The sequence below is a fragment of the uncultured Sphaerotilus sp. genome, assembly GCF_963924895.1.
In the GTDB taxonomy this organism is placed as follows: Bacteria; Pseudomonadota; Gammaproteobacteria; order Burkholderiales; family Burkholderiaceae_C; genus Sphaerotilus.
The window spans coordinates 128,239-152,060 of sequence record NZ_CAWURG010000022.1; the positions used below are offsets into that span (position 1 = coordinate 128,239).

Annotated in this window: 20 protein-coding genes; 11 read left to right on the top strand and 9 right to left on the bottom strand. The window is 68.2% G+C overall.

Annotated elements, in window-relative coordinates; genetic code table 11:
• The first annotated feature begins 68 nt into the window (after positions 1–68).
• The 4 genes from AABN02_RS09650 to AABN02_RS09665 all read left to right on the top strand — a co-directional run bounded on the left by AABN02_RS09650 (position 69) and on the right by AABN02_RS09665 (position 6,552).
• Positions 69–2,303 (top strand): diguanylate cyclase, encoded by a 2,235-nt coding sequence (locus AABN02_RS09650; protein WP_338414711.1) that lies wholly within the window; start codon positions 69–71, stop codon positions 2,301–2,303.
• Positions 2,293–3,759 carry a pitrilysin family protein gene (locus tag AABN02_RS09655; protein ID WP_338414741.1) on the top strand — a complete coding sequence of 489 codons (1,467 nt, stop codon included), beginning with the start codon at positions 2,293–2,295 and terminating at the stop codon, positions 3,757–3,759. Before AABN02_RS09650 ends, AABN02_RS09655 begins: the two co-directional genes overlap by 11 nt.
• A complete protein-coding gene (locus AABN02_RS09660) occupies positions 3,756–5,303 on the top strand; it encodes a pitrilysin family protein (RefSeq protein ID WP_338414712.1) in 1,548 nt (515 codons plus the stop codon). The genes AABN02_RS09655 and AABN02_RS09660 overlap by 4 nt, the downstream gene beginning before the upstream one ends.
• A 103-nt stretch (positions 5,304–5,406) precedes the next feature.
• A complete protein-coding gene (locus AABN02_RS09665; RefSeq protein ID WP_338414713.1) occupies positions 5,407–6,552 on the top strand; it encodes a glycosyltransferase in 1,146 nt (381 codons plus the stop codon).
• 7 nt (positions 6,553–6,559) lie between these two features.
• On the opposite strand, the gene AABN02_RS09670 is transcribed toward AABN02_RS09665, so the two are convergent.
• The 7 genes from AABN02_RS09670 to AABN02_RS09700 all read right to left on the bottom strand — a co-directional run bounded on the left by AABN02_RS09670 (position 6,560) and on the right by AABN02_RS09700 (position 15,388).
• Positions 6,560–7,273, bottom strand: a complete 714-nt coding sequence (locus AABN02_RS09670) for an EAL domain-containing protein (protein ID WP_338414714.1) — start codon at positions 7,271–7,273, stop codon at positions 6,560–6,562.
• Positions 7,270–8,472, bottom strand: a complete 1,203-nt coding sequence (locus tag AABN02_RS09675) for a diguanylate phosphodiesterase (protein WP_338414715.1) — start codon at positions 8,470–8,472, stop codon at positions 7,270–7,272. The genes AABN02_RS09670 and AABN02_RS09675 overlap by 4 nt, the downstream gene beginning before the upstream one ends.
• A 194-nt stretch (positions 8,473–8,666) precedes the next feature.
• Positions 8,667–9,206: a lipocalin family protein gene (locus AABN02_RS09680; RefSeq protein ID WP_338414716.1), complete on the bottom strand. Its 540-nt coding sequence runs from the start codon at positions 9,204–9,206 to the stop codon at positions 8,667–8,669.
• 8 nt (positions 9,207–9,214) lie between these two features.
• Positions 9,215–11,254 (bottom strand): M3 family metallopeptidase, encoded by a 2,040-nt coding sequence (locus AABN02_RS09685; RefSeq protein WP_338414717.1) that lies wholly within the window; start codon positions 11,252–11,254, stop codon positions 9,215–9,217.
• 29 nt (positions 11,255–11,283) lie between these two features.
• On the bottom strand, positions 11,284–12,141 hold the full coding sequence (gene folD / locus AABN02_RS09690) for a bifunctional methylenetetrahydrofolate dehydrogenase/methenyltetrahydrofolate cyclohydrolase FolD (RefSeq protein WP_338414718.1): 858 nt from the start codon (positions 12,139–12,141) through the stop codon (positions 11,284–11,286).
• A gap of 82 nt (positions 12,142–12,223) precedes the next feature.
• Complete coding sequence (locus AABN02_RS09695) at positions 12,224–12,856, bottom strand: response regulator transcription factor (protein ID WP_338414719.1); 633 nt, start codon at positions 12,854–12,856, stop codon at positions 12,224–12,226.
• Positions 12,857–12,862: 6 nt separating this feature from the next.
• Entirely contained in the window at positions 12,863–15,388 is a 2,526-nt protein-coding gene (locus AABN02_RS09700; RefSeq protein WP_338414720.1) for a PAS domain S-box protein, read from the bottom strand.
• A 209-nt stretch (positions 15,389–15,597) separates the two neighbouring features.
• On the opposite strand from AABN02_RS09700, the gene aceE reads away from it, so the two are divergent.
• From aceE to AABN02_RS09725, 5 genes are all read left to right on the top strand, one after another.
• The gene (aceE, locus tag AABN02_RS09705; protein ID WP_338414721.1) at positions 15,598–18,306 is read left to right on the top strand and encodes a pyruvate dehydrogenase (acetyl-transferring), homodimeric type; all 2,709 of its coding nucleotides are present in this window, start codon (positions 15,598–15,600) and stop codon (positions 18,304–18,306) included.
• A 36-nt stretch (positions 18,307–18,342) separates the two neighbouring features.
• Positions 18,343–20,037 (top strand): dihydrolipoyllysine-residue acetyltransferase, encoded by a 1,695-nt coding sequence (aceF, locus tag AABN02_RS09710; protein ID WP_338414722.1) that lies wholly within the window; start codon positions 18,343–18,345, stop codon positions 20,035–20,037.
• A 15-nt stretch (positions 20,038–20,052) separates the two neighbouring features.
• Complete coding sequence (lpdA, locus tag AABN02_RS09715; RefSeq protein ID WP_338414723.1) at positions 20,053–21,909, top strand: dihydrolipoyl dehydrogenase; 1,857 nt, start codon at positions 20,053–20,055, stop codon at positions 21,907–21,909.
• A 135-nt stretch (positions 21,910–22,044) separates the two neighbouring features.
• Positions 22,045–22,491, top strand: coding sequence for a putative toxin-antitoxin system toxin component, PIN family (locus AABN02_RS09720; protein ID WP_338414724.1), 447 nt, complete (start codon positions 22,045–22,047; stop codon positions 22,489–22,491).
• The gene (locus AABN02_RS09725) at positions 22,488–22,724 is read left to right on the top strand and encodes a toxin-antitoxin system HicB family antitoxin (protein WP_338414725.1); all 237 of its coding nucleotides are present in this window, start codon (positions 22,488–22,490) and stop codon (positions 22,722–22,724) included. Before AABN02_RS09720 ends, AABN02_RS09725 begins: the two co-directional genes overlap by 4 nt.
• A 170-nt stretch (positions 22,725–22,894) precedes the next feature.
• Here the strand turns inward: AABN02_RS09725 and AABN02_RS09730 are convergent, their stop codons facing one another.
• Together AABN02_RS09730 and AABN02_RS09735 are read right to left on the bottom strand one after the other, a co-directional pair.
• Entirely contained in the window at positions 22,895–23,152 is a 258-nt protein-coding gene (locus AABN02_RS09730; protein ID WP_338414726.1) for a nucleotidyltransferase domain-containing protein, read from the bottom strand.
• Entirely contained in the window at positions 23,139–23,291 is a 153-nt protein-coding gene (locus tag AABN02_RS09735; RefSeq protein WP_338414727.1) for a hypothetical protein, read from the bottom strand. Before AABN02_RS09735 ends, AABN02_RS09730 begins: the two co-directional genes overlap by 14 nt.
• Before the next feature lie 73 nt (positions 23,292–23,364).
• Between AABN02_RS09735 and AABN02_RS09740 the strand changes: the two genes are divergently transcribed.
• Both AABN02_RS09740 and AABN02_RS09745 read left to right on the top strand, forming a co-directional pair.
• Entirely contained in the window at positions 23,365–23,577 is a 213-nt protein-coding gene (locus AABN02_RS09740) for a PIN domain-containing protein (RefSeq protein ID WP_338414728.1), read from the top strand.
• Positions 23,574–23,810, top strand: a complete 237-nt coding sequence (locus AABN02_RS09745; protein ID WP_338414729.1) for a toxin-antitoxin system HicB family antitoxin — start codon at positions 23,574–23,576, stop codon at positions 23,808–23,810. Before AABN02_RS09740 ends, AABN02_RS09745 begins: the two co-directional genes overlap by 4 nt.
• Positions 23,811–23,822 lie beyond the last annotated feature (12 nt).

Here is a 23,822-nt window from a genome sequence, read left to right on the forward strand (position 1 = left end):
TTGCGCCGTATCCGGCCAAGAATAGGGTCGGGCGGTCGCTGAATCGCGCATGCGTCGGGGGTTGTCAGGTGATATCGGAACTGGAAGAAGAGCTGCAGCCCGCTGTAGATCGCCGAATCGTCGGGCCGCCGTGGTGGTCCCATCTGGCGATGGCGGCGGGCTGCGCCGCGCTGGCGGGCCTGTCGATCGCACTGTCGTGCCGCGAAGTCGGCATGGCCACGCTCTGGTATGCCAATGCCTTCGGCGCATGCTGCCTGCTGGTGGCGGCGCGCGGGCGGTGGTGGGCGGCGCTGCTGGCGCTGGCGGCCGGATTGCTGGCCACCAACGTTCTGGCCGGGGCGGATCTGCGCTCGGCCGTGCTGTATGCCGTGCCCAACCTGGGCGAGATGGTGCTGGGCGGCTGGATGCTGTCGCGCAGCGCGGACTGGCGCCTCATCCACCGCAGTCCGATGGCGGGCTGGCGGGTCTGGTGCCGGGCCGCCTTGCTGCCCGCACTGTGCGGGGCGACGCTGTCCGTGCCGCTGCTGGGTGGCTCCGGGGTGAACGGCCAGTCCAGCACCGCGCTGTGGCTGTCCTGGTTCGAGGGCAGCCTGATCGGCACCTCCGCGCTCCTGCCGCTGGGTCTGTCGCTGATCCGGACCTGGAGCGGCGAGGGCGTGCGTGCGGTGGTCCGGCAACTGGTGACCGGCGAGACGGTGGCCATGATGGCCCTGTCCATCGCCACCGCGGCGCTGACCCTGTCGCACCTGCCGTTCCCGTTTGTCTACCTGGGTCTGCCGATGCTGGCGGCGGCCATGCGGCTGCGGTTTCTGGACGTCGTGCTGCAGGTCTGGCTGGTTTCGCTGACGGTCGGGGCCACCATCGCCCGCGGAGGGCTGGCCTTGCCCCCGGGCCATGGCGAGTGGCACACGCTGATGCTGCACCTGCCCCTGCTCGCCGCGCTGCTGCCGCCGCTGCTGCTGGCGGCGGCGATGGAGTCGGCGCGTGGACGCCAGCGCGCGCTGGAGCGTGAACGCGAGCGCCTGCGGCAGCTCTACGAGTACTCGCCCGCGATGCTGCACTCGATCGACGCGGAGGGCCGCATCGTGGCCGTCAGCCAGCGCTGGCTGGAGCGCCTGGGGTACCCGGCAGACGAGGTCGTCGGACGGCAGGCCACCGAGTTCCTGGACGGCCCCTCACGCCAGCGGATGCTCCAGCAGGCCTGGCCGGTCCTGCTGCGCACCGGCGAACTCCACGACATCGAGCTGCGCATGGTGTGCCGGGACGGGCAGCTGGTCGACGTGCTGCTGTCCTCGACCTGCGAGCGCGACGCGCGCGGGCGTGCCGGCCGCGCGCTGGCCATCCTCGAGGACGTCACCCGCAAGCGGCTGGCCGAGCAGTTGTCGGCGCAGTTCCAGCGCATGTCGGTGATGCTGGCCAGCATCGGGGATGCAGTGATCGGCACCGACGAGCGGGGCTGCATCGTCAGCTTCAATCCTGCCGCGGTCGCGATGACGGGCTGGCCCGCCGCGCAGGCCGTGGGCCAGTTCTATGGCACGGTCGTGCGCCGGTGCCATCTGGACAGCGGGGAGCCGCTGGTCGATCCGGTGCTGGCCTGCCTGCGCGACGGGCACTGCCTCAATGGCGAGTCCTCCCGGCTGCTGCACCGGGACGCCAGCAGCCGCGTCATCCGCGAGACGATCACGCCGATGCGGGATCCGGACAGTGGCGCCCTGATCGGCGCGGTCGCGACCTTCCAGGACACGACCACCGCGCACGAACTCGCCCGCACGCTGGCGCGCCAGGCCCAGCACGACGCGCTGACCGGTCTGCCCAACCGCCTGCTGCTGCAGGACCGCCTGCAGCAGGCGCTGCAACTGGCCCGGCGCAGCGGGGGCTGTCTGGCGCTGATGTTCCTGGACCTCGACCACTTCAAGCAGATCAACGACCGGCAGGGCCATGACGTGGGCGACGAACTGCTGCGCCAGGTTGCCGCCAGCGTGCAGGGCGCCGTGCGGGCCAGCGACACGGTCTGCCGGCTCGGGGGCGACGAGTTCGTGGTGCTGTTGCCACAGATCAACGTGGCCGAAGACGCGGCCGAGGTGGCGCGCCACATTCTGGCGGCGGTGGCGCATCCCTACCGGATCGGTGCAGCCAATCTGCACGTGTCCTTCAGCATCGGCATCGCCGTCTACCCGGATGATGGCGAGGACGAAACCACGTTGATGCGCCGTGCCGATACCGCCATGTACCAAGTCAAGCGCGAGGGCCGCAACGGACTGCGTTTCCACCATGCACAGGACACCGACCTTGGTGCGCCCTGAGGCCCTGCAGGCGCCACGCCGTCGACTGCTGCGGCAGGGTGCTGCTGTGGCCCTGCTGGCCGGCGGCGGACTGGCGGGCCTGCCGGTGCGGGTACAGGCCCAGGCGCCGATGCCTGCGGTGCGTGTGCCGGCGCTGTCGCCGCGGGTGCGGCTGCTGCGCAACGGCTTGCAGGTGGTGCTGATGCCGGACGCGCCGGTTGCCGGGCGCGCTGGCACGGGCACGGCCGCGCTGCAGGTCTGGTACCGGGTCGGCGGCAAGGACGATCCGCCCGGCCGCTCGGGCTTCGCGCACCTGTTCGAGCACATGATGTTCAAGCGCACCCGCCACCTCGCCGACGAGGCCTTCGACCGCCTGACCGAGGACGTGGGGGGCCAGAACAACGCCTTCACCACCGAGGATGCGACCGCCTACCTCAACGTCGTGCCGGCCAACCACGTCGAGCGCCTGCTCTGGGCCGAGGCCGAGCGCATGGCGCAGCTGCTGGTCACCGAGCCGCAGTTCCTCAGCGAGCGGGCGGTGGTGGCGTCGGAGTTCCGCCAGCGGGTGCTGGTCGATCCCTACGGCCGGCTCTTCAACGCCATGGCGCCGGCCCTGTGGCGGGTCCACCCCTACCGCCATCCGGTGATCGGCCGGGTCGAGGACCTGAATGCGGCCACCCTCGACGATGTGCAGCGTTTCCACGCCACCTACTACCGGCCCGACAACGCCACGCTGATCGTGGCCGGTGACATCGATCCCGCACGGGTCGATGCCTGGGTGGACCGCTATTTCGGCCCGCTGACCGCGCCCGGCACCCCCGTGCCACGGGTGACGCTGCGGGAGCCACGCCGCGAGCGCGGGCAGGCGCTCACCCTGTCGGCACCGCAGGTGCCGGCACCGGCGCTGGCGCTGCTGTGGCAGGCGCCGGGCGCAGCCCACACGGACGCCGCGCCGCTGCGCGTGGCGGGCGCCTTGCTGGGGCAGGGGGATTCGTCCCGCCTCTCGGTCGGGCTGGTCGAGCGGGCCCGGCTGGCGCAGAGTGCGGGCTTTGGCGTCGATCTGCATGCCGACGCCGGCATGCTCAGCGCCTGGGCGATCGCCGCGGGGCCGGCGGTGGTCGGCGGTGAGGCGCGCAACGATCCCCGGCTGCCGCAGCTGGATGCCGCGCTGCTGCGGGCCGTGCACCGGCTGGCCCACGGCAGCATCCCGATCGGCGAACTCGACAAGGTGCGCACGCAGTTGCTTACCGAGGCGCTGGTGGCGCGCCAGACCGCCGAGGGCCGCGCGCTGGCGGTCGGCTGGTCGATCGTGCGGCGGCAGGACGCGGGGGCGGTGGACGCGGAACTGGCGCAACTGCAGGCCGTGCGCGCCGAGGACGTGCAGCGCGTGCTGCGCACGCATGTGCTGGGGGTGCCGGCGGTGGCCTTGCGCTATGTGCAGGGCCCGCCCGCGGCCTTGCCCGGGGGGCTGGCATGAAACGCCGCAGCTTCGGGCACTGGCTGGTGCGCGGCGGCGCCCTGACGCTGGGCTCGGCCGCGGGTGGCTGTGGCGCACCGGGGCCACGGTCCGCGCCGTCTGCCGCGGCCGGGCAGGCCGTCACCCGGGTCAGCGAGCGCTCGGCGCCGCCGCCGGCCTTGCCGGAGCCAGGCCCGGCCCTGCCGTTGCAGGTACCCGCGCGTTCCGAGGAGGTGCGCGGCGACAACGGCCTCACGCTGATCGTCTCGCCGCGCCCCGGTCTGCCACTGGCCAGCGTGGCGCTGCTGGTGCGCTGCGGACCGGCCTTCGATCTCCCCGGGCGCCGTGGCTGTGCCGAGCTGCTGGCGCAGCTGTTGACTCGGGGCGCGCTGCGGCGTGGCCGCGCGGTCGATGGCGTCGCGCTGTCCCGGCAGGCCGAGGCGCTGGGCGGGACGGTGACCGTGCGCGTCGAGGAGCGCCTGATCGCGCTGGAGATGACGGTGCTCACGCCCCGGATCCCGGCCGCGCTGGCGCTGCTGGCCGATCTGCTGCGCCATCCGCTGCTGGCTGCGGCGGACCTGCAGAGCGTGCGGGCGCAGATGCGCGACGCGCTGGCCCTGCGGCGGCAGGATCCGGCGGTGCTCGCGGCACTGGTCGCCCACCGCACCGCCTGGGGGCGCGATGCCCAGGGCGAGGTCACCACGGCCGAGAGCGTGATGGCCGTCCGGCGCGACGATGTCGTGGCGCTGCACCGCCGCTGGGTGCGGCCGGACCGGGTGGCCGTGGTGCTGGCGGGCGACATCGACCTGGCGGGCGCGCGGGCGGTGGTCGGGCCGGTGCTGGACGACTGGCGCCTGACCACCGAGCCACCGCCGGCCGAGCCCCGCGAGGCCCCCTCGGATGCGCTGGCCCCGGTGCTCGCACCGACCCTGCTGGTCCACCTGCCGGCGGCGGCCCAGACCAGCGTGCTGCTGTGCGCGCCCTTCGTCGGCACCGACGCGCCCGACCACGCGGCTGGCACGCTGGCGGTGGCGGTGATGGGCGCGGGCTATTCGGCCCGGCTCAACCAGGAGGTACGCATCCGGCGCGGCCTGTCCTACGGCGTGAGCGGTCGGATGGAACAGCAGCGCCTGACGGGCCTGTTCGTCGCCGCGGCGCAGACCGACCATGCCCATGCGGCCGAGGTGGCCGCGCTGATGCAGAGCCAGCTCCTCGGGCTGGTGCAGCAGCCGGTCACACCGGCGGAACTGGCGGCCCGCCGGGCGGCGCTGGTCGGGGAGTTCGCCCGGCAGCTCGACACCACCAGCGGCATGGTCGCCCGCATCGGTGGCGACTGGGCCATGGGCGGCGCACCGGGGCATCTGGCCCGCTGGCCGCAGCGGCTGGAGGCGGTCACCCCGGGACAGGTGCGGGCCTTCGCCCAGCGTCACTGGACGCCGGAGCGGCTGCGCACGGTCATCGTGGGCCCCATCGACCGCGTGCTGGCGGGCAGCGCGCAGCCGCCCGGCGCCGTGCGGCTGGAGGGCTCCTCCCTGGTACTCGACAGTCCAACCTTGCGCCGCTGAGCGCATCCGGCGATCGCTGTCATGGTTTGCCATGACAATCCGGGCCTGTCCGATTTCTCCGCTCTCCGAGCCCAAGATGCTGCGCATTGCCCTCGTCACTCCCATGCTGCCCGTTCCGCACGACCAGACGCGGGGCCGCTACATCCACGAAACCGCCCGTTCGCTGGGCAAGCTCGCCACGGTGAAGACCTTCTTCCAGACGATGCAGTACCCGCGCATCCCCGGGTTCAAGCCGCGCAGCTTCATCTACGGCTCGGTCGGCCCGGACTACACGCTGGACGGCTGCGACGTCGAGGCCTTCACCTTCCCCGGCGTGCCGGTGGTCAGCCGCGGCTACAACGGCCACATCGCCAGCCTCGCGCTGACGCCGCGCGTGCGCCGCTTCAAGCCGGACCTGGTGCTGGCGTACTGGGTCTATCCGGACGGCTTTGCGGCGATGCGGACGGCGCGCGCGCTGGGTGTGCCCTGCATCGTCGGGGCGCTGGGCTCGGACATCCACGTCCGCTCGGGCGTGAACGAGAAGATGACGCGCCGCACCATCGGCGGCATCGACGCGCTGCTCACCGTGAGCGAGGCGATGCGCCAGTACGCGATCCGCGAGTTCGGCGCGCCGGCCGAGCGGGTCCACACCATCATCAACGGCTTCAACACCGCCGTCTTCAAGCCGCTGGACCAGCCGGCGCTGCGGGCGAAGTGGGGCGTGAAGCCGGACGAGAAGATGATCGTCTACGTCGGCCGCTTCGTCGAAGCCAAGGGCATGCGCGAGCTGATCACCGCCTTCCAGCAGCTCGCCAAGGACGATCCCAAGGTGACGCTGGCCCTCGTCGGCGATGGCGTGATGAAGGCGGAGCTGATGGCGCTGGTGGCCTCCACCGGGTTGACCGAGCGTGTCCACCTGCCGGGGGGTCAGGCGCCCGAGCAGGTCGCCGAGTGGATCAACGCCGCCGACGTGCTGACGTTGCCGAGCTGGAGCGAGGGCTATCCGAACGTGGTGGTGGAGGGTGTGGCGTGCGGGCGTCCCGTGGTGGCCACCGACGTGGGCGGCACGCGCGAGATCCTGCACGCAGACAACGGCATCCTGATCCCGCCGAAGAACGCCGAGGCGCTGGCCAAGGCCCTGCGGCAGGCGCTGGACCAGCCGTGGGACCGGCCGGCGATCGCCGCAGCGATGAGCCGGACCTGGGACGATGTGGCGGTGGAGACGCTCGCGGTGTGCGAGCAGGTGGCCCGCGCTGCGCGCAGGCGCTGAGCCGCGCTCAGGTCGATGGGGGGTAGAAGGCCAGCGGCATCTGCCGCAGGCCCGGCCGGGCGAACAAGTAGCCCTGGAACAGCTCGATGCCTTCCTGGCGGAACCACCAGTACTCGGCTTCGGTTTCCACGCCTTCGGCGATGACGTCGATGCCGAGGTCGATGCAGGTGCGGTGGATGCCGCGCACGATGGCCTGGCGCGGGCCGCGGCTCTCGATGCCGCGCACCAGCGACATGTCCAGCTTGATCGAGTCCGGCTGGAACTCGGCCAGCAGGTTCAGGCCCGCGTAGCCGGCACCGAAATCGTCGATCGCGAAGTGCACGCCGGAACTCCGGTGGGTGTTGACCATGTCGGCGAACTTCTTCAGGTCGTCGATGATCTCGCCCTCGGTGATCTCCAGCGTGATGTGCTCGGCGCGCAGTCCGCAGCGTTCGGCCATCTCCAGCGTGGAGGTGATGGCCTCGGACGACAGGTCCAGGCTGCGTGGCATCAGGTTCAGGTTCAGGTTGCACGGGCCGCCGAGCATCGACGCCAGCCGGATGGCCTCGATGCGCAGCTGCTTGTCGAGCGCGTGCAGATCCAGCGGTCCGACCTGGGTCAGCACCTGCCAGGCCGGCTCCCCGTTCGGACCACGCACCAGCGCTTCGTATGACGCGATCTCGCCGCTGACCACGTTGACGATTGGCTGGAACGCGAACGTGAATTGCGGCAGACGGATCATGGCAGCCACTGCTCCGGCACCGGCAGGTCGCGGGTCAGTGCCTCGAACTTCGGCTGCCCGATCAGCGGTCCCTGGAAGAGCGACACGCCCTCGTTGCGGAACCATTCGTATTCGACCGGCAGGCACACGTGCTTGACGACCACGTCGATGCCCAGGTCGTCGCAGGTCTGGATGATGCCGCGCACGATGGCCTGGCGCGGCCCGTTCGAGGCGATGTCGCGCACGAGGTTCTCGTCCAGCGCGATGCTGTCGGGCTGGTAGGACTCGACCTGGCTCAGCCCGGAGCGGCCAGCGCCGAAGTGGTCGACGCTGATCTTCAGGCCGGCACCGCGGTACTGCTGGATGATCGACGCGAAGGCCACCGGATCGCCGATCAGCTGGTCCTGGTCGATGGCGATGGTGATGCGGTCGGCCTCGACGCCGCACTGCGTGGCGGTGTCGAGCACCGAGCGCAGTGCCTGCGCGGCCTGGTCGGCGTGGTGGGCGCGCAGGCTCAGCGTCAGGCCGCAGGGCAGGGCCAGCCGCGCCGCCAGACCAATGGCGAGCACGCGCGCTTCCATGTCCAGACGGGCGCGGTCCAGCGCCGTATTGCACTGGTTCAGCGCCTCGTCCGGCGGGCCGCCATCCTGACTGCAGAGGAGGGCCTCGTACGAGACGATGGCGTTTTCGTTGGCGTCATAGATCGGCTCGAACGCGAACGAGATCGGCGGACGCTCACGCAGCGCGGGCTCGCGGCGGGCCGAGGAGGCGGCCAGCGCGGCGCTCGACAGGCGGCTGCGCCAGCGGCCTTCCTTGAACGCGCCCAGCAGCTTCTTGGTGCGGCCGGAGTTGAGCCGGGTCAGGCAGGCAGCGCCGGTGAAGAAGTCATTCGCACCGTCCAGCTCGGCCAGTTCCTCGGCCGTGACATTGGCATAGCCCATGCTCCAGTCGCTGAACGCGCGGCGCGGGATGGGTTCGCGGATGATGGTGACGATCTGGGTGTGGCGCGGGTCGGCCGAGATGGTGCGGAAGATGCCATCCACGGCTTCCGGCTCGCCCTCCAGCACCTGCAGAAAGCTGCCGTCGATGTGGAGCAGCATGCCAGTGACCGCCAGCGAGGCGTTCTTCTTGCGGGCCAGGGCGAGCAGCGCCACGAGGTCTTCCGGGGTGAAGACCTGGGTGGCTGCGCTGCTGTAGATGAGATGCATCAAGGCAGACATGTCGAGACTCTTTTCGGCTGGTTGAACTGGGCTGGTGCTTGCGTACGCCAGCCAAGGACGGGTCGATCCTCAGTCTAAGTCTGGCCCGACGCAAGCGTAAGCGCGAACTGGCAGGTACCCCGGGTGCAATCTCGATAAATCTGGCAAGTGACGCACCGGGATGCGAATCCTATGCGCGCCGAGAACCTGCCGAACTAGTCCAGCGGATGGGTCTGCGGTGTGGTCGTGAAGGCTGCACGCACAAAGCCCAGCGCCTCGGCGCGGGCCAGGGCCGTTTCCAGATCGGCCGGCGCGATGGTCGGCGTGCGCGAGAGTACCCAGCCAAACTTCCGCGTCGGCTCGCCCACCAGCACCCAGCCGTAGTCCGGCCCGGTCCCGAGCGCCAGCACAAAGTAGTCGCCGTAGAACGGCCGGAAGAAGCTCACCCGCAGCTTGGCATTGCCGCTGTCCGGGACGACCTTGGCGACCCCGGTGATGTCGTCGACCTTGCCATCTGCGGTGCGGCAGCGGTTGACGACCTCGATGTCGGCGCCGGTCTGGCGGTAGCGGGCCTGGGTGTCGGCCACGCACTGCTTCTGGAAGCGGTTGGGCAGCGAGGCGACTTCGTACCAGGCGCCGGTGTAGCGCGCCAGGTCGACGGTGGGCACCGTCGGCAGCGGTGCGGTCGGGCCAGAGGCACAACCGGCCAGTGCCGCCAGGACCACTGCGGCACTCAGCGCTGCGAGGCGTTTCATGAACGGGTTCATTCCGCCATCCCCTGGTGGCGCAGCAGCGCGTCGATGTTCGGCTCGCGGCCGCGGAAGGCCTTGAAGTTGTCGATCGCGTCCCGCGCGCCGCCTGCTTCCAGGATCTCGCGCCGGTAGCGCCGGCCGGTCTCCGGGTTCAGCACGCCTTCTTCCTCGAAGGCGCTCCAGGCGTCCGCGCTCAGCAGCTCGGCCCACTTGTAGCTGTAGTAGCCAGCCGAGTAGCCGCCCGCGAAGATGTGCGAGAAGGTGTGCTGGAAGCGGTTGAAGGCCGGTGGCTTCATCACGGCTACCTCGTCACGCACTTCGTCCACGACCTGCTGGACACGCGTGTCGCTGCCCGGCTCGGCGTGCAGCCGCATGTCGAGCAGCGAGAACTCCACCTGGCGCAGCGTCATCATCCCGCTCTGGAAATTCTTGGCCGCCGTCATCTTGTCGAACAGCGCGCGCGGCAGCGGCTCGCCGGTTTCCACATGGGCGGTCATGTGCTTGAGCACGTCCCACTCCCAGCAGAAGTTCTCCATGAACTGGCTCGGCAGCTCGACCGCGTCCCACTCCACGCCCGAAATGCCCGACACGCCCAGCTCGCTGACCTGCGTCAGCATGTGGTGCAGACCGTGGCCGAACTCGTGGAACAGGGTCTGTACCTCGTCGTGCGTGAGCAGCGCGGGCTTGTCACCGACCGGCGTCGAGAAGTTGCACACCAGGTGCGCGACTGGCGTTTGCAGCACACCGGTGTCCGGCCGGAGCCAGCGGCCCTTCACGTCGTCCATCCAGGCGCCGGGGCGCTTGCCCGAGCGGGCGTAGGGGTCGAGGTAGAACTGGCCGACGAGTTGGCCAGCGCGCTCGATGCGGTAGAAGCGCACCGACGGGTGCCACACCGGCGCCTTGTCCGGGCGGATCGCCACCTCGAACAGCGTCTCGATGATGCGGAACAGGCCGTCGAGCACCTTCGGCTCGGTGAAATACTGCTTCACCTCCTGGTCGCTGAAGGCGTAGCGGGCTTCCTTGAGCTTCTCGCTGGCGTAGGCGGAATCCCAGGATTGCAGGTCGCTCAGCCCCAGCTCAGTCGCCGCGAACTCGCGCAGCTCGGCCAGATCGCGCTCGGCGTACGGGCGGGCGCGGCGGGCGAGGTCGCGCAGGAAGCTCAGCACCTGCGCCGGGCTCTCGGCCATCTTGGGCACCAGCGACACGTCGGCGTAGCTCGGGTAGCCCAGCAACGTCGCCTCTTCCTGGCGCAGGCGCAGCAGCTCGGCCATCACCGGGCCGTTGTCGCGCTCGGGCGGACCAGCTTCGCAGGCGCGGGTGACGTAGGCGGTGTAGAGCTGTTCGCGCAGGGCGCGGTTGTCGGCGTACTGCATCACCGGCAGGTAGACCGGCATGTGCAGCGTCAGCTTGTGGCCGTCCTTGCCTTCGGCTTGCGCCGCGGCGCGGGTCGCAGCCTTCACGTCGTCGGGCACGCCAGCCAGCTCGTCGGTCGTGGCGTAGTGCGTGAAGCTGTCGGTCGCGTCCAGCACATGCTCGGAAAACTTCTGGCCCAGGTCGGCCATCTGCTCCTGGATCGCGGCGAAGCGGGCCTTGGCTTCGCCCTGCAGCTCGGCGCCGGACAGCACGAAGTCGCGCAGCCAGTGCGACAGCGCTTGCTGGCGCGGGGCGCTCAGCGTCGCGGCCGATGGGTTGGCGGCGATCGCCTTGTACTTGGCGTACAGCCGCTCGTCCGCGCCCTGGCGCGTGTAGAACTCGGTGATGCGCGGTAGGTTCTCGTTGAACGCAGCGCGCAGCTCCGGCGTGTCCGCGACACCCTTCAAGTGACCGACCGCCCCCCACGCACAGCCCAGCCGCTCGGTCGCCACCGACAGCACCTTCGACAGCGTGTCGTAGTCGGCCGGGGTGTCCGGCGCCACGGCGGTTTCGAGCGCCGCCTCGGCGTCGGCCAGCAGCACATCGAGGGCCGGCGTCACATGCTCGGGCCGGATGGCGTCGAACAGGGGCAGCGCTTGGGCGGAGAGCAGGGGGTTCGGGGAGGTCGTGTCGGTCATGGGCGTGGAGTGCGTTGGACAGCGGCGCGTCAGAGGGTACGTTCTGCGGCTTCGATGGTATTGACCAGCAACATCGTAATCGTCATCGGCCCGACCCCGCCCGGCACCGGGGTGATCCAGCCCGCCACTTGCCGAACGCCGTCGAAGTCCACGTCGCCGCAGAGCTTGCCTTCGTCGTTGCGGTTCATGCCCACGTCGATCACCACTGCGCCCGGCTTGACCATGTCGGCCGTCAGCACATTGCGCTTGCCGACCGCGGCGACCACGATGTCGGCCTGGCGGGTGTGGAAGGCCAGGTCGGCGGTGCCGCTGTGCGTGACGGTCACGGTGGCGTTGGCGGCCAGCAGCATCATCGCCATCGGCTTGCCGACGATGTTCGAGCGGCCGATCACCACCGCGTGCTTGCCGCGCAGGTCCTGCATGCCGATCGACTCCAGCATCTTCATGCAGCCGTAGGGCGTGCAGGCCTTGAAGCCGACTTCACCCACCATCAGCGCGCCGGCCGAGGCGATGTGAAAACCGTCCACGTCCTTCAGCGGCGAGATGGCCTCGATGACCTTGTGGTCGTCGATGTGCTTGGGCAGGGGCAGCTGCACCAGGATGCCGTGGATGCTCGGATCGTTGTTGAGCGCATCAATGCGGGCGAGCAGCTCGGCCTCGGTCATCGTGGCGTCGTACTTCTCCAGCACCGAGTGCAGGCCGCTGTCGGCGCAGGCCTTGACCTTGTTGCGCACGTAGACGGCGCTGGCCGGGTTCTCGCCGACGAGGACCACGGCCAGGCCGGGCGTCGTGCCGCGCGCCGTCAGGGCGGCGGCGCGTTGCGCCACTTCGGCGCGGAGTTGCTTGGACAGCGCGTTGCCGTCGATGAGCTGGGCGGGGGCGGTCATGGGGACAAGTCTCCTTGGAATGAAAAAGGCCGCTGGACAGCGGCCTTGCAGTGCGGGGGTGGTGCGACGCGGGGCGGCCGGGTCAGGCCTTGGCTGCCGCGGCCGTGGCGCCGAGGGCGATCTTCAGCAGATCGGCCACGGTGTTGGCGTTGAGCTTTTCCATGATGTTGGCGCGGTGCGCCTCCACCGTCTTGATGCTGATGCCCAGGTCGTCGGCGATCTGCTTGTTCAGGCGGCCGGCGACGATGCGCTCCAGCACCTGCGCCTCGCGGGTCGTCAGGCGGGCGAGCAGGGCGTCGCGGCTGGCTTGCTCCTGGTGCGTGGAGAAGGCGCTGCGGGCGCGGTCGAGCATGCGCTCGACGAGGCCGACCAGTTCCTCTTCCTTGAAGGGCTTCTCGATGAAGTCTTCGGCACCCTTCTTCATCGTCGTGACCGCCATCGGCACGTCGCCGTGGCCGGTGATGAAGACGATGGGCAGGGGGCTGCGGCGCTCCAGCAGGCGGTCCTGCAGCTCCAGGCCGCTCATGCCGTCCATGCGGATGTCAGCGACCAGACAGGCCACTTCGCGAGGATCGAAGCGCGACAGGAAGGCTTCAGCAGAGTCGAAGCACTTGACGCGGTAGTCCTTGCCTTCCAGCAACCATTGCAGCGAATCGCGCACTGCTTCGTCGTCATCAACGACGTAGACGGTGCCTTTTTTGGGGATCAGGCTCATGCGGGTTCAGTGGGTTTCTGAGGTTTTGGAGGAGGGGTCACCGGCGGTGCCGACGGGCAGCATGAAGGAGAAACGACAACCTGTGATGCTCTCGGCATTGTAGAGGTTCTCCGCCTTGATCCGGCCTTGGTGGGACTCGATGATCGAGCGGCACAGCGACAGCCCGATCCCCATGCCGTCCGGCTTGGTGGAGAAGAATGCCTCGTAGAGCCGATGGTTCACATCGTCTTTCAGTCCCGGGCCGGCATCGGTCACGCTGAACTCGATCACGCCGCCCATCTCCGGGGTGTGTCGCGGCACGACACGCAGCTCGATCGTGCGCCGCTTGGCCGGCATCTGGGCGTTGTCGATGGCCTCGGCGGCGTTTTTCAGCAGGTTGAGCAGCACCTGCTCGATCAGGATGGGATCGACCTGCAGCACGGGCAGGCGTTGTGCGACATAGCTGTGGATCGCCACATTGCGCCGGCGCAGCTCCAGCCCGGCCAGCTCGAGCGTGTCGTCGACGATGTCGGCGGCGCGCGTGGCCTGGCGCTGCGGCTCGCTGCGTTTCACGAACTGGCGGATGCGGTGGATGATCTGGCCGGCACGCTGGGCCTGCTTGGCGGTCTTCTCCAGCGCGGAGACGAGGTCCTCGTCCTTCAATGTGCCAGCACGCAGCCGCGTGAGCATGCCGCTGCAGTAGTTGTTGATGGCGGCCAGCGGCTGGTTCAGCTCGTGCGCCACCGACGACGCCATCTCGCCCATCGTCACCAGCCGGCTCGTCGTCTGGGCGCGTTCGATCTGGTGGGCGGTCTGCTCCTCCATGCGCCGGCGCGCGGTGATGTCGGTGGCGATGAGCATCTGCGCCAGCCGGCCGTCGGTCCATTGCAGATAGCGCGCGCGCACGTCGAACCACTTCTGCTGCAGATCGACGAAGACCTCGCGCGCGTCGGCGCCCGCGTCGTCCATCTCGGCGGTGGGCAGGCCGGTCATGCCGTCGATGGCGTCACCGAGTTCGTCCACCGACTTGGGCGGACGCCCGGCCAGCAGGGTGTGCCAGTGGGCATCACCGCCGAACCAGAGCCGGTAGGTGCGGTTGGCGAACAGCAGCTCGCCGGTCTGCACCGACAGCACCGACACGGCCGCGTCCAGCCCTTCGAGCACGGTGGTGAAGCGCTCGTGCGAGGCGGTGAGCTGGTCGCGGATGCGCTTGGCCTCGGTGATGTTGGTCATCGAGGTCATCCAGCCGGTCTGGTGGCCGCGCGAGTCGATCAGCGGCGAGACGTACATGCGCGAATCGAACTGCGTGCCGTCCTTGCGCTGCACGCGCACCTCGATGCCACCGGCCGGGCTGCGGCCAGCGAGTTCCTGCTGGAGCAGGCGCGAGCTTTCCTCCATGCGCTCGGGCGGCCAGTGCGGGTAGGGCGGCAGCCGGCCGATCAGCTCGGCCTCGGTGAAGCCGGTCATCGCGCAGAAGGCCGGGTTGACATAGGTGATGCGGCCGTCCTTGTCCATGGCGCGCATGCCGGTGAGCATGGAGTTCTCCATCGCGCGGCGGAAGTTGGTCTCCTGCACCAGCGCGCCCTGGATCTGCAGCCGCCGGCGCATGTGGCGCCAGGTGCCGAACAGCATCCACAGCGTCAGCGCCGACAGGGCCAGCACCATCCAGAACAGCGTGTTGCCGACGAGGCCCACCGAGGTGCGGTAGCCCTCGCCGCGCAGCGTCACGCCGTGGTCCACCGGGGCGAAGGGCACGGTGTAGGTCAGGCCCGGGCTGGGCCGGCCGGACTGGCCGCTCACCGTGCTGACCATCACCTCCCCGTCGGCATCCAGCAGCGAGATGACGCGGCGGAGCGAAACATCGTCCGGCACGACGTAGCGCAGCAGGGCGTCGATGGAGTATTCGGCCACCAGCGTGCCGGCGAAGTTGCCGTGGTCGATCAGCGGCACATGCACCTGGAAGACGATCAGGCGATCGGCGTGCCGGAAGGGGGTGGAGTACACCGGCAGCCGCGTTTCGCTGGCGTCGGTGAAGGCGTCCTGGGTGGCGCGCTGGCGCGGCTCGTCGGTCTGGTCGCTGGTGCCGGGTGTGCCCAGGCGCGGCATGGCCGCCACCAGATCCGGCGAGACGTGGCGGGCCACGACCTGCCGGTTCTGCGACAGCCAGGTCAGGCTGACGATCTCCGGGCGCTTGTCCATGAGGGCTTCGGCCTGGCCGAGCAGCTGCTCCCGGTCGATCGTGTGGGTGACCACCTCGCGCGCCAGCCGGACGAGCTGCTCCTGGCTGTCGATCAGGCGCAGCCGGATCTGCTGCTGCACCAGCTCGGCATCGCGCTTGACGGACTCGACGTCCCGGTCGATTTCCTCGGTGCGCAGGTACCAGAACGCCGAGATGATGGCCGCGAGGAAGAGCAGCACCGACAGCAGGGGCCCCAGCGTGGCCATGCGGTCCTGCCGCGAAGGTGACTGGCGGCGCCACCACGACCACAGGCGCCGCAGCGGTCGGGATCGGCCGCCCAGCGCGGGCGGACGGTTGGGAAGGGACAGAGGCATTCGGGAATTATCGTTGCGGCCGGCCCGCGGCTGAATTGCCGTAAACGCCCCTGTAAATTTCACATAATGAAATCATTGCGCGCCATTTGAAATCTCAAGCTCAATGTGCGAGACTTCTGCCCCATACCCCGATGGAGGGGTGCACCTGAACGCCGATTCAGATGGGAATCGACGCTCAACCCCCTGACGCTGCAGAACGAGGAGACACCATGTCTGCAATCCCCCAAGGCCTGCCCGGTGCAGCCAACCCCGATTCCGATCCCCAGGAAACCCGCGAGTGGCTGGACGCCCTGACGGCGGTCATCCAGGCCGAAGGCGGTGAGCGCGCCCACCAGCTGCTGGAGCAGCTGCTGGAACACGCCCGCCAGAGCAGCATCGACATGCCGTTCTCGGCCAACACCGGCTATGTGAACACCATCGAGACCGACCAGGAAGAGCGCTGTCCCGGCAACATCGAGATCGAGGAGCGTTTGCGTGCGTACATGCGCTGGAACGCGATGGCGATGGTCGTCAAGGCCAACCGCCACAACCCGGAAGACGGCGGCGACCTGGGCGGCCACATCGGCTCCTTCGCCTCGCTGGCCCACATGTTCGGCGCCGGCTTCAACCACTTCTGGCACGCCGAGAGCGAGAACCACGGCGGTGACTGCCTCTACATCCAGGGCCATGTATCGCCCGGCGTCTACGCCCGCGCCTACCTGGAAGGCCGCCTGACGGAAGAGCAGCTGCTCAACTTCCGCCAGGAAGTCGATGGCAAGGGCCTGTCCAGTTACCCGCATCCGAAGCTGATGCCCGAGTTCTGGCAGTTCCCGACCGTCTCGATGGGCCTGGGCCCGCTGATGGCGATCTACCAGGCGCGTTTCCTGAAGTACCTGCATGCCCGCGGCATCGCCAACACCGAAAACCGCAAGGTGTGGGTCTTCTGCGGCGACGGCGAAATGGACGAGGTCGAGTCGCTTGGCGCCATCGGCCTGGCCGCCCGCGAGAACCTCGACAACCTCGTCTTCGTCATCAACTGCAACCTGCAGCGCCTGGACGGCCCGGTGCGCGGCAACGGCAAGATCGTCCAGGAACTCGAAGGCGAGTTCCGCGGCGCCGGCTGGAACGTCATCAAGCTGCTGTGGGGCAAGGAGTGGGACGTGCTGCTGGCCCGCGACAAGGACGGCGCGCTGCGCAAGCTGATGATGGACACGCTGGACGGTGACTACCAGTCCTTCAAGGCCAACGACGGCGCCTACGTCCGCAAGCACTTCTTCGGCAAGGACCCGCGCACGCTGGAAATGGTTGCCAAGATGTCCGACGACGACATCTGGAACCTCAAGCGTGGCGGCCATGACCCGCAGAAGGTCTACGCGGCATACCACGCGGCGGTCAACCACAAGGGCCAGCCGACGGTGCTGCTGATCAAGACCGTCAAGGGCTTCGGCATGGGCAAGGTCGGTGAAGGCAAGAACACCGTCCACCAGACCAAGAAGCTGATCGACGAGGACATCAAGGCCTTCCGCGACCGCTTCAACATCCCCGTGCCGGACAGCGAGCTGGCGAACATCCCGTTCTACAAGCCCGCCGACGACACGCCGGAAATGCAGTACCTGCACGCCCGCCGCAAGGCGCTAGGTGGCTACCTGCCGCACCGCCGCACCAAGGCCGACGAACACTTCACCGTGCCCTCGCTCGACACCTTCAAGGCCGTGATCGAGCCGACCGCCGAGGGCCGCGAGATCTCGACGACCCAGGCCTATGTCCGCTTCCTGACCCAGCTGCTGCGCGACAAGGCCCTCGGCCCGCGCGTCGTGCCCATCCTGGTGGACGAGGCCCGCACCTTCGGCATGGAAGGCCTGTTCCGCCAGATCGGCATCTACAACCCCGCTGGTCAGAACTACACCCCGGTCGACAAGGACCAGGTGATGTACTACCGCGAGGACAAGGCTGGCCAGATCCTGCAAGAGGGGATCAACGAAGCCGGCGGCATGTCGAGCTGGATCGCGGCCGCCACCAGCTACAGCACGTCGAACCGCATCATGGTGCCGTTCTACGTCTACTACTCGATGTTCGGCTTCCAGCGCATCGGCGACCTGGCCTGGGCGGCGGGTGACATGCAGGCGCGCGGCTTCCTGCTGGGCGGCACGTCCGGCCGGACCACGCTGAACGGCGAAGGCCTGCAGCACGAGGACGGCCACAGCCACATCCTCGCCGGCACGATCCCGAACTGCGTCAGCTACGACCCGACCTTCGCCCACGAGGTCGCGGTGATCATGCAGGACGGCCTGAAGCGCATGGTCGAGAAGCAGGAAAACGTCTTCTACTACCTGACGCTGCTGAACGAGAACTACCCGATGCCCGGCCTCACCGCCGGCACCGAGGCGCAGATCATCAAGGGCATGTACCTGCTGGAGGAGGGCGCCGCCGCGGTGACGCCGCGCGTCAACCTGCTGGGCTCCGGCACCATCCTGCGCGAGTCGATCGCCGCGAAGAAGCTGCTGGAAGCCGAGTGGGGCGTGGCCGCCAACGTCTGGAGCTGCCCGAGCTTCAACGAGCTGGGCCGCGACGGCCAGGCCGCCGAGCGCTACAACCTGCTGCACCCGATGGAGCCGGCGCAGGTGCCCTTCGTCACGCAGCAGCTGCAGCCGCACGCCGGTCCGGTCATCGCCTCGACCGACTACATGAAGGCCTACGCCGAGCAGATCCGCGCCTTCGTCCCCAAGGGCCGCGCCTACAAGGTGCTGGGCACCGACGGTTTCGGTCGCAGCGACTTCCGCTCCAAACTGCGCGAGCACTTCGAGATCAACCGCCACTACATCGTCGTCGCCGCCCTGCGTGCGCTGGCCGATGAAGGCACGGTGCCGGTCGCCAAGGTCGCCGAAGCGATTGCCAAGTACGGCATCAAGGCCGACAAGATCAACCCGCTGTACGCCTGACCGTACGCCAGCATTTCCAGTACACGGAGACACGACATGGCATTGATCGAAGTGAAAGTCCCGGACATCGGCGACTTCAAGGACGTGGCGATCATCGAGGTGCTCGTCAAGGTGGGTGACACCATCAAGGCGGAGCAGAGCCTGCTGACGGTGGAGTCGGACAAGGCCTCGATGGAGATTCCCTCGTCGCACGCCGGTGTGGTGAAGGAACTCAAGGTCGCGCTGGGCGACAAGGTGAACGAGGGCAGCGTGGTGGTGATGCTGGAGGTGGCCGGGGCGGCTGCTGTGGCGCCTGCTCCGGCTCCGGCTCCTGTGGCTGCGGTGGCGGTTCCCCCTCCCCAGCCCTCCCCCGCTGGGGGAGGGAGCAATGCGGCTTCGGCTTCGGCTGCGGGTCCGGTCGAGGTGTTTGTGCCGGACATCGGTGACTTCGACGAAGTCGCGGTCATCGAGCTGATGGTCAAGGTCGGCGACACGGTCAAGGCCGAGCAGAGCCTGATCACGGTCGAGTCCGACAAGGCGTCGATGGAGATTCCGTCGAGCCACGCCGGCGTGGTGCGCGAGCTGAAGGTCGCGCTGGGCGACAAGGTGAAGAAGGGCTCGCTGATCGTCGTGCTGGATGGCGTGGCGGGGGCGGTGGTTGCCGCGCCTGCCGCGGTGGTTCCCCCACCCCAACCCTCCCCCGCTGGGGGAGGGAGCCAGAGCGTGGCTTCGGCGCCTGTGGTGGCGGTTCCGGCGGCTGCGGCGGTGCCTGCGCATGATCCGACCGCTCCGGCGCTCAACCTGCCGCACGCCTCGCCGTCGATGCGCAAGTTCGCCCGCGAGCTGGGCGTGCCGCTGGCGGAGGTCAAGGGGAGTGGTCCCAAGGGGCGCATCACCGAGTCCGACATCCAGGGCTTCGTGAAGGGCGTGATGGCGGGTGCCGTGCAGACGGCGGCGCAGAAGGCTGTTGCCCCGACCCCGGTGGCCGTGGCGGCGGCGGTTCCCGTGGGTGGTGGCATCCCTGGCTTGCTGCCGTGGCCCAAGGTCGATTTCGCCAAGTTCGGCGAGGTCGAGGTCAAGCCGCTGTCGCGCATCAAGAAGATCTCGGGCCAGAACCTGGCGCGCAACTGGGTCATGATCCCGGCGGTCACCTACCACGAGGACGCCGACATCACCGACCTGGAAGCCTTCCGCGTCCAGATCAACAAGGAAAACGAGAAGTCCGGCGCCAAGCTGACCATGCTCGCCTTCCTGGTCAAGGCGTGTGCCAAGGCGCTGCAGAAGTTCCCCGAGTTCAACAGCTCGCTCGACGGTGACAACCTCGTCTACAAGAAGTACTGCCACATCGCCTTCGCCGCCGACACGCCCAACGGGCTGGTGGTGCCGGTGGTGCGCAATGCCGACCAGAAGAGCGTCAGCCAGATTGCCATCGAGTCGGGCGAGCTGGCGAAGAAGGCGCGGGACGGCAAGCTCGGCCCGGCCGACATGACCGGCGCGTGCTTCACCATCTCCAGCCTCGGTGGCATCGGCGGCACCTACTTCGCCCCCATCGTCAACGCGCCCGAAGTCGCCATCCTCGGCGTCAACAAGAGCGCGATGAAGCCGGTCTGGGACGGCCAGACCTTCCAGCCGCGCCTGACCCTGCCGCTGTCGCTGACGGCCGACCACCGCGTCATCGACGGTGCGCTGGCCACCCGCTTCAACGTCTACATCGCGTCGCTGCTGGCGGACTTCCGCCGCATCGTGCTGTGATCGGAAGGAACTGACATGGCATTGATCGAAGTACAAGTCCCCGACATCGGCGACTTCAAGGACGTGGCGATCATCGAGTTGCTGGTGAAACCCGGTGACACGGTGAAGGCCGAGCAGAGCTTGCTCACGGTCGAATCCGACAAGGCGTCGATGGAGATTCCGTCGAGCCATGCGGGCGTGGTCAAGGAGCTGAAGGTCGCGATCGGCGACAAGATGAACCAGGGCAGCGTGATCCTGGTGCTGGACAGCGCCGAGGCGGCTGCGGCTGTGAACCCTCCCCCAGCGGGGGAGGGCAGGGTGGGGGCAGCGGCAGTGGCACAAGCTTCGCCTGCGGCTTCACCCCCTCCCCAACCCTCCCCCGCTGGGGGAGGGAGCAATGCGGGGAGCTACAGCGGGGCGGCCGATGTCGAGTGCGACCTGCTCGTGCTCGGCGCCGGCCCCGGCGGCTACTCGGCGGCGTTCCGCGCGGCGGATCTGGGCCTGAAGGTCGTCATCGTCGAGCGTTACGCGACGCTGGGCGGTGTCTGCCTGAACGTGGGCTGCATTCCGTCGAAGGCGCTGCTGCACGTCGCGGCCGTGATGGACGAGGTCTCGCACCTGGGGGATCTGGGCGTCGAGTTCGGTGCCCCGAGCCTGAACATCGACAAGCTGCGTGGCCACAAGGACAAGGTCATCGGCAAGCTGACCGGCGGCCTCGCCGCGATGGCCAAGATGCGCAAGGTCACCACCGTGCGCGGCGTCGGCCAGTTCCTGGACCCGTACCACGTCCAGGTCGAAGAGACCACGGGCGCGGGCACCGAGCGCGCCGGTGGCGCCAAGGTCGTCAAGTTCAAGCACGCCATCATCGCGGCGGGTTCGCAAGCCGTGCGTCTGCCGTTCTTCCCGCAGGACGAGCGCATCGTCGACTCGACCGGGGCGCTCGCGCTCCAGTCCGTGCCGAAGAAGATGCTCATCGTCGGCGGCGGCATCATCGGCCTGGAAATGGGCACCGTCTACAGCACGCTGGGCGCCCGCCTGGACGTGGTGGAGATGCTGGACGGCCTGATGCAGGGCGCGGACCGCGACCTCGTCAAGGTCTGGCAGAAGATGAACGCCAAGCGCTTCGACAACATCCTGTTGAAGACGAAGACCGTCGGCGCCGAAGCCACCCCCGAAGGCATCAAGGTGCAGTTCGAGGGGCTGGACGGCACGAAGTCGGAAGGCGTCTACGACCTGGTGCTGCAAGCCGTGGGCCGCACGCCGAATGGCAAGAAGCTCGCGGCCGACAAGGCGGGTGTGGCCGTGACGGATCGGGGTTTCATCAACGTCGACATCCAGATGCGCACCAACGTGCCGCACATCTTCGCCATCGGTGACATCGTCGGGCAGCCGATGCTGGCGCACAAGGCGGTGCATGAGGCGCACGTCGCGGCGGAAGTCATCGCCGGCACGCTGCAGGGCAACAAGGAACTGGCGTCTGCTGCGTTCAACGCCCGCGTGATCCCGAGCGTGGCCTACACCGATCCGGAAGTGGCGTGGGTCGGGCTGACCGAGGACCAGGCGAAGGCGCAGGGGATCAAGGTCAAGAAGGGCCTGTTCCCGTGGACGGCTTCCGGTCGCGCCATTGCCAATGGCCGTGATGAAGGCTTCACGAAGCTGCTGTTCGACGATTCACCCGAGGCGCACGGCCACGGCAAGATCCTCGGCGGCGGCATCGTCGGCACGCACGCGGGCGACATGATCGGCGAGATCGCGCTGGCGATCGAGATGGGCGCGGACGCGGTGGACATCGGTAAGACGATTCATCCGCATCCGACGCTGGGTGAGTCGATCGGGATGGCGGCGGAGGTCGCGCACGGTTCCTGTACGGATCTGCCGCCGAGCAAGAAGTAAGACGATTCCCGTCATGCCCGCGAAAGCGGGTACCCACGCAGCGCTTCAACGTCTGCGAAGAAAAGCCCGATTGGTGTGAGCCAGTCGGGCTTTTTGTTTGGACTTACAGCATGTCTCGGTATCATCGGCAGTACCATGCAGTCTGTTCCAAAAATCGTCATCGACACCAACGTGCTCGTCGCCGCCCTGCGGTCTAGGTCAGGCCGGTCATTCGAGCTGCTGATGCAACTGGAGCGGGGGCGCTACCAGCCTGTGGTCACGGTTCCGCTGGTCATGGAGTACGAGGATGTCCTGCTGCGCCCCGGCATGGTGCCGGTCGCCCCTGCTGCCGTGACCGACATCCTCGACTACCTTTGCGCCATGGCCGTTCGCCAGACGGTGCATTTTCTGTGGCGCCCTCGACTGGCGGATGTGAAGGACGACATGGTGCTGGAGGCTGCCGTGAACGGGCAGTGCCAATGCATCGTCACCTGGAACCTGCGGGACTTCGCGGCGGCGTCTTCCTTGGGCATCCAGGTGATGACGCCGCAGACATTCTTGAACCTGAACGATTTGAACCAACCGGAAAGGAAGCAGCCATGAGCGCACTCAGCATCCGTCTGCCCGAGTCTTTGCACAAGAACGCCAAGGTCTACGCATCCCAGGAGGGCATCTCGGTCAACCAGCTCATCAGCACGGCGCTGGCCGAAAAGCTGTCGGCGCTGGCCACGCAGGACTATCTGGAGCAGCGTGCTGCCCGCAGCAGCCGCGACAAGTTCATGGCCGCCATGGCGCAGGTGCCGGATGCGGAGCCGGATCCGATGGAGCGGAAGTGACGACCGAAATCGATTTGAGTTGATCGATCGACACGATGTAGCACTCGATCCGCTCGATGGCCTCGGCGATGTGGCCGAGGTAGTCCGGCAGGCGCTGGCCGTGGCGACTCACAGCGGAATCGCCTGTGACAGTACCGAAGCCCGAAACTTCACTGGCAGCGACATCGGCGTCAGCATTCGACGCGCACGCCCAACAGTGCCGACAGCCCATGCCGGATCGCCCCGATGTCGCACAGCGTGGTCTCCGGCGTCGGGTCCACGAGGATGTCCAGATCGCTGTCCTCGGCGTCGCAGCCCTGGGCGACCGAACCGAAGATGCAGGCGTTGGCGGCGTGGTGCTGAGCCACGATTCGGCGGATCGAAAGGCGATGCAGCGTCAGGGCTTCATGGGCATCACCTTGGAAGAGTCGGGCATCAAAGCGGGTCACGGAGGCTGTCCACGCCCAAATCTGCATCGTCGATGTCGTCAGGGAAATCGTCGCCCCACCCATCCGAGATGGCCCGCAGGAAAGTCGCGGTGTCTGGCAGTTGCAGGCTACGCTGGTAGATGGCCTGTGCGTAGTTCATGGCGGACTCCTCTCGATGCTGCAAACGGACGATCCATCGGATTGCACCATACTGGTCTTTCGAGTTGCTGGTCATGGAGTACGAAGATGTCCTGCTGTGCCCCCGGCTGGCTGACGTGAAGGACGACATGGTGCTGGAGGCGGCCGTGAACGGGCAGTGCCAGTGCATCGTCACCTGGAATCTCCGGGACTTCGCGGCGGCGTCTTCCTTTGGCATCCAGGTGATGACGCCGCAGACATTCTTGAACCTGAACGACTTGACCGAACCGAAAAGGAAACAGCCATGAGCGCACTCAGCATCCGCCTGCCCGAGTCCTTGCACAAGAATGCCAAGGTCTACGCCTCCCAGGAGGGCATCTCGGTCAACCAGCTGATCAGCACGGCGCTGGCTGAAAAGCTGGCGGCGCTGGCCGCGCAGGACTATCTGGAGCAGCGGGCTGCCCGCAGCAGCCGGCACAAGTTTCTGGCTGCCATTGCGCAGGTGCCGGAAGCGGAGCCAGACTCCGTGGATCGGAAGTAACGCCCCACGGCA

What these genes read in the sequence shown, in the direction of transcription:
- AABN02_RS09660 (WP_338414712.1), top strand. Translation starts at nt 3,756, where the DNA reads ATGAAACGCCGCAGCTTCGGGCACTGGCTGGTGCGCGGCGGCGCCCTG.
- AABN02_RS09665 (WP_338414713.1), top strand. Translation starts at nt 5,407, where the DNA reads ATGCTGCCCGTTCCGCACGACCAGACGCGGGGCCGCTACATCCACGAA.
- AABN02_RS09670 (WP_338414714.1), bottom strand. Translation starts at nt 7,273, where the DNA reads ATGATCCGTCTGCCGCAATTCACGTTCGCGTTCCAGCCAATCGTCAAC.
- AABN02_RS09675 (WP_338414715.1), bottom strand. Translation starts at nt 8,472, where the DNA reads ATGTCTGCCTTGATGCATCTCATCTACAGCAGCGCAGCCACCCAGGTC.
- AABN02_RS09680 (WP_338414716.1), bottom strand. Translation starts at nt 9,206, where the DNA reads ATGAAACGCCTCGCAGCGCTGAGTGCCGCAGTGGTCCTGGCGGCACTG.
- AABN02_RS09685 (WP_338414717.1), bottom strand. Translation starts at nt 11,254, where the DNA reads ATGACCGACACGACCTCCCCGAACCCCCTGCTCTCCGCCCAAGCGCTG.
- folD (WP_338414718.1), bottom strand. Translation starts at nt 12,141, where the DNA reads ATGACCGCCCCCGCCCAGCTCATCGACGGCAACGCGCTGTCCAAGCAA.
- AABN02_RS09695 (WP_338414719.1), bottom strand. Translation starts at nt 12,856, where the DNA reads ATGAGCCTGATCCCCAAAAAAGGCACCGTCTACGTCGTTGATGACGAC.
- AABN02_RS09700 (WP_338414720.1), bottom strand. Translation starts at nt 15,388, where the DNA reads ATGCCTCTGTCCCTTCCCAACCGTCCGCCCGCGCTGGGCGGCCGATCC.
- aceE (WP_338414721.1), top strand. Translation starts at nt 15,598, where the DNA reads ATGTCTGCAATCCCCCAAGGCCTGCCCGGTGCAGCCAACCCCGATTCC.
- aceF (WP_338414722.1), top strand. Translation starts at nt 18,343, where the DNA reads ATGGCATTGATCGAAGTGAAAGTCCCGGACATCGGCGACTTCAAGGAC.
- lpdA (WP_338414723.1), top strand. Translation starts at nt 20,053, where the DNA reads ATGGCATTGATCGAAGTACAAGTCCCCGACATCGGCGACTTCAAGGAC.
- AABN02_RS09720 (WP_338414724.1), top strand. Translation starts at nt 22,045, where the DNA reads ATGCAGTCTGTTCCAAAAATCGTCATCGACACCAACGTGCTCGTCGCC.
- AABN02_RS09725 (WP_338414725.1), top strand. Translation starts at nt 22,488, where the DNA reads ATGAGCGCACTCAGCATCCGTCTGCCCGAGTCTTTGCACAAGAACGCC.
- AABN02_RS09735 (WP_338414727.1), bottom strand. Translation starts at nt 23,291, where the DNA reads ATGAACTACGCACAGGCCATCTACCAGCGTAGCCTGCAACTGCCAGAC.
- AABN02_RS09740 (WP_338414728.1), top strand. Translation starts at nt 23,365, where the DNA reads ATGGAGTACGAAGATGTCCTGCTGTGCCCCCGGCTGGCTGACGTGAAG.
- AABN02_RS09745 (WP_338414729.1), top strand. Translation starts at nt 23,574, where the DNA reads ATGAGCGCACTCAGCATCCGCCTGCCCGAGTCCTTGCACAAGAATGCC.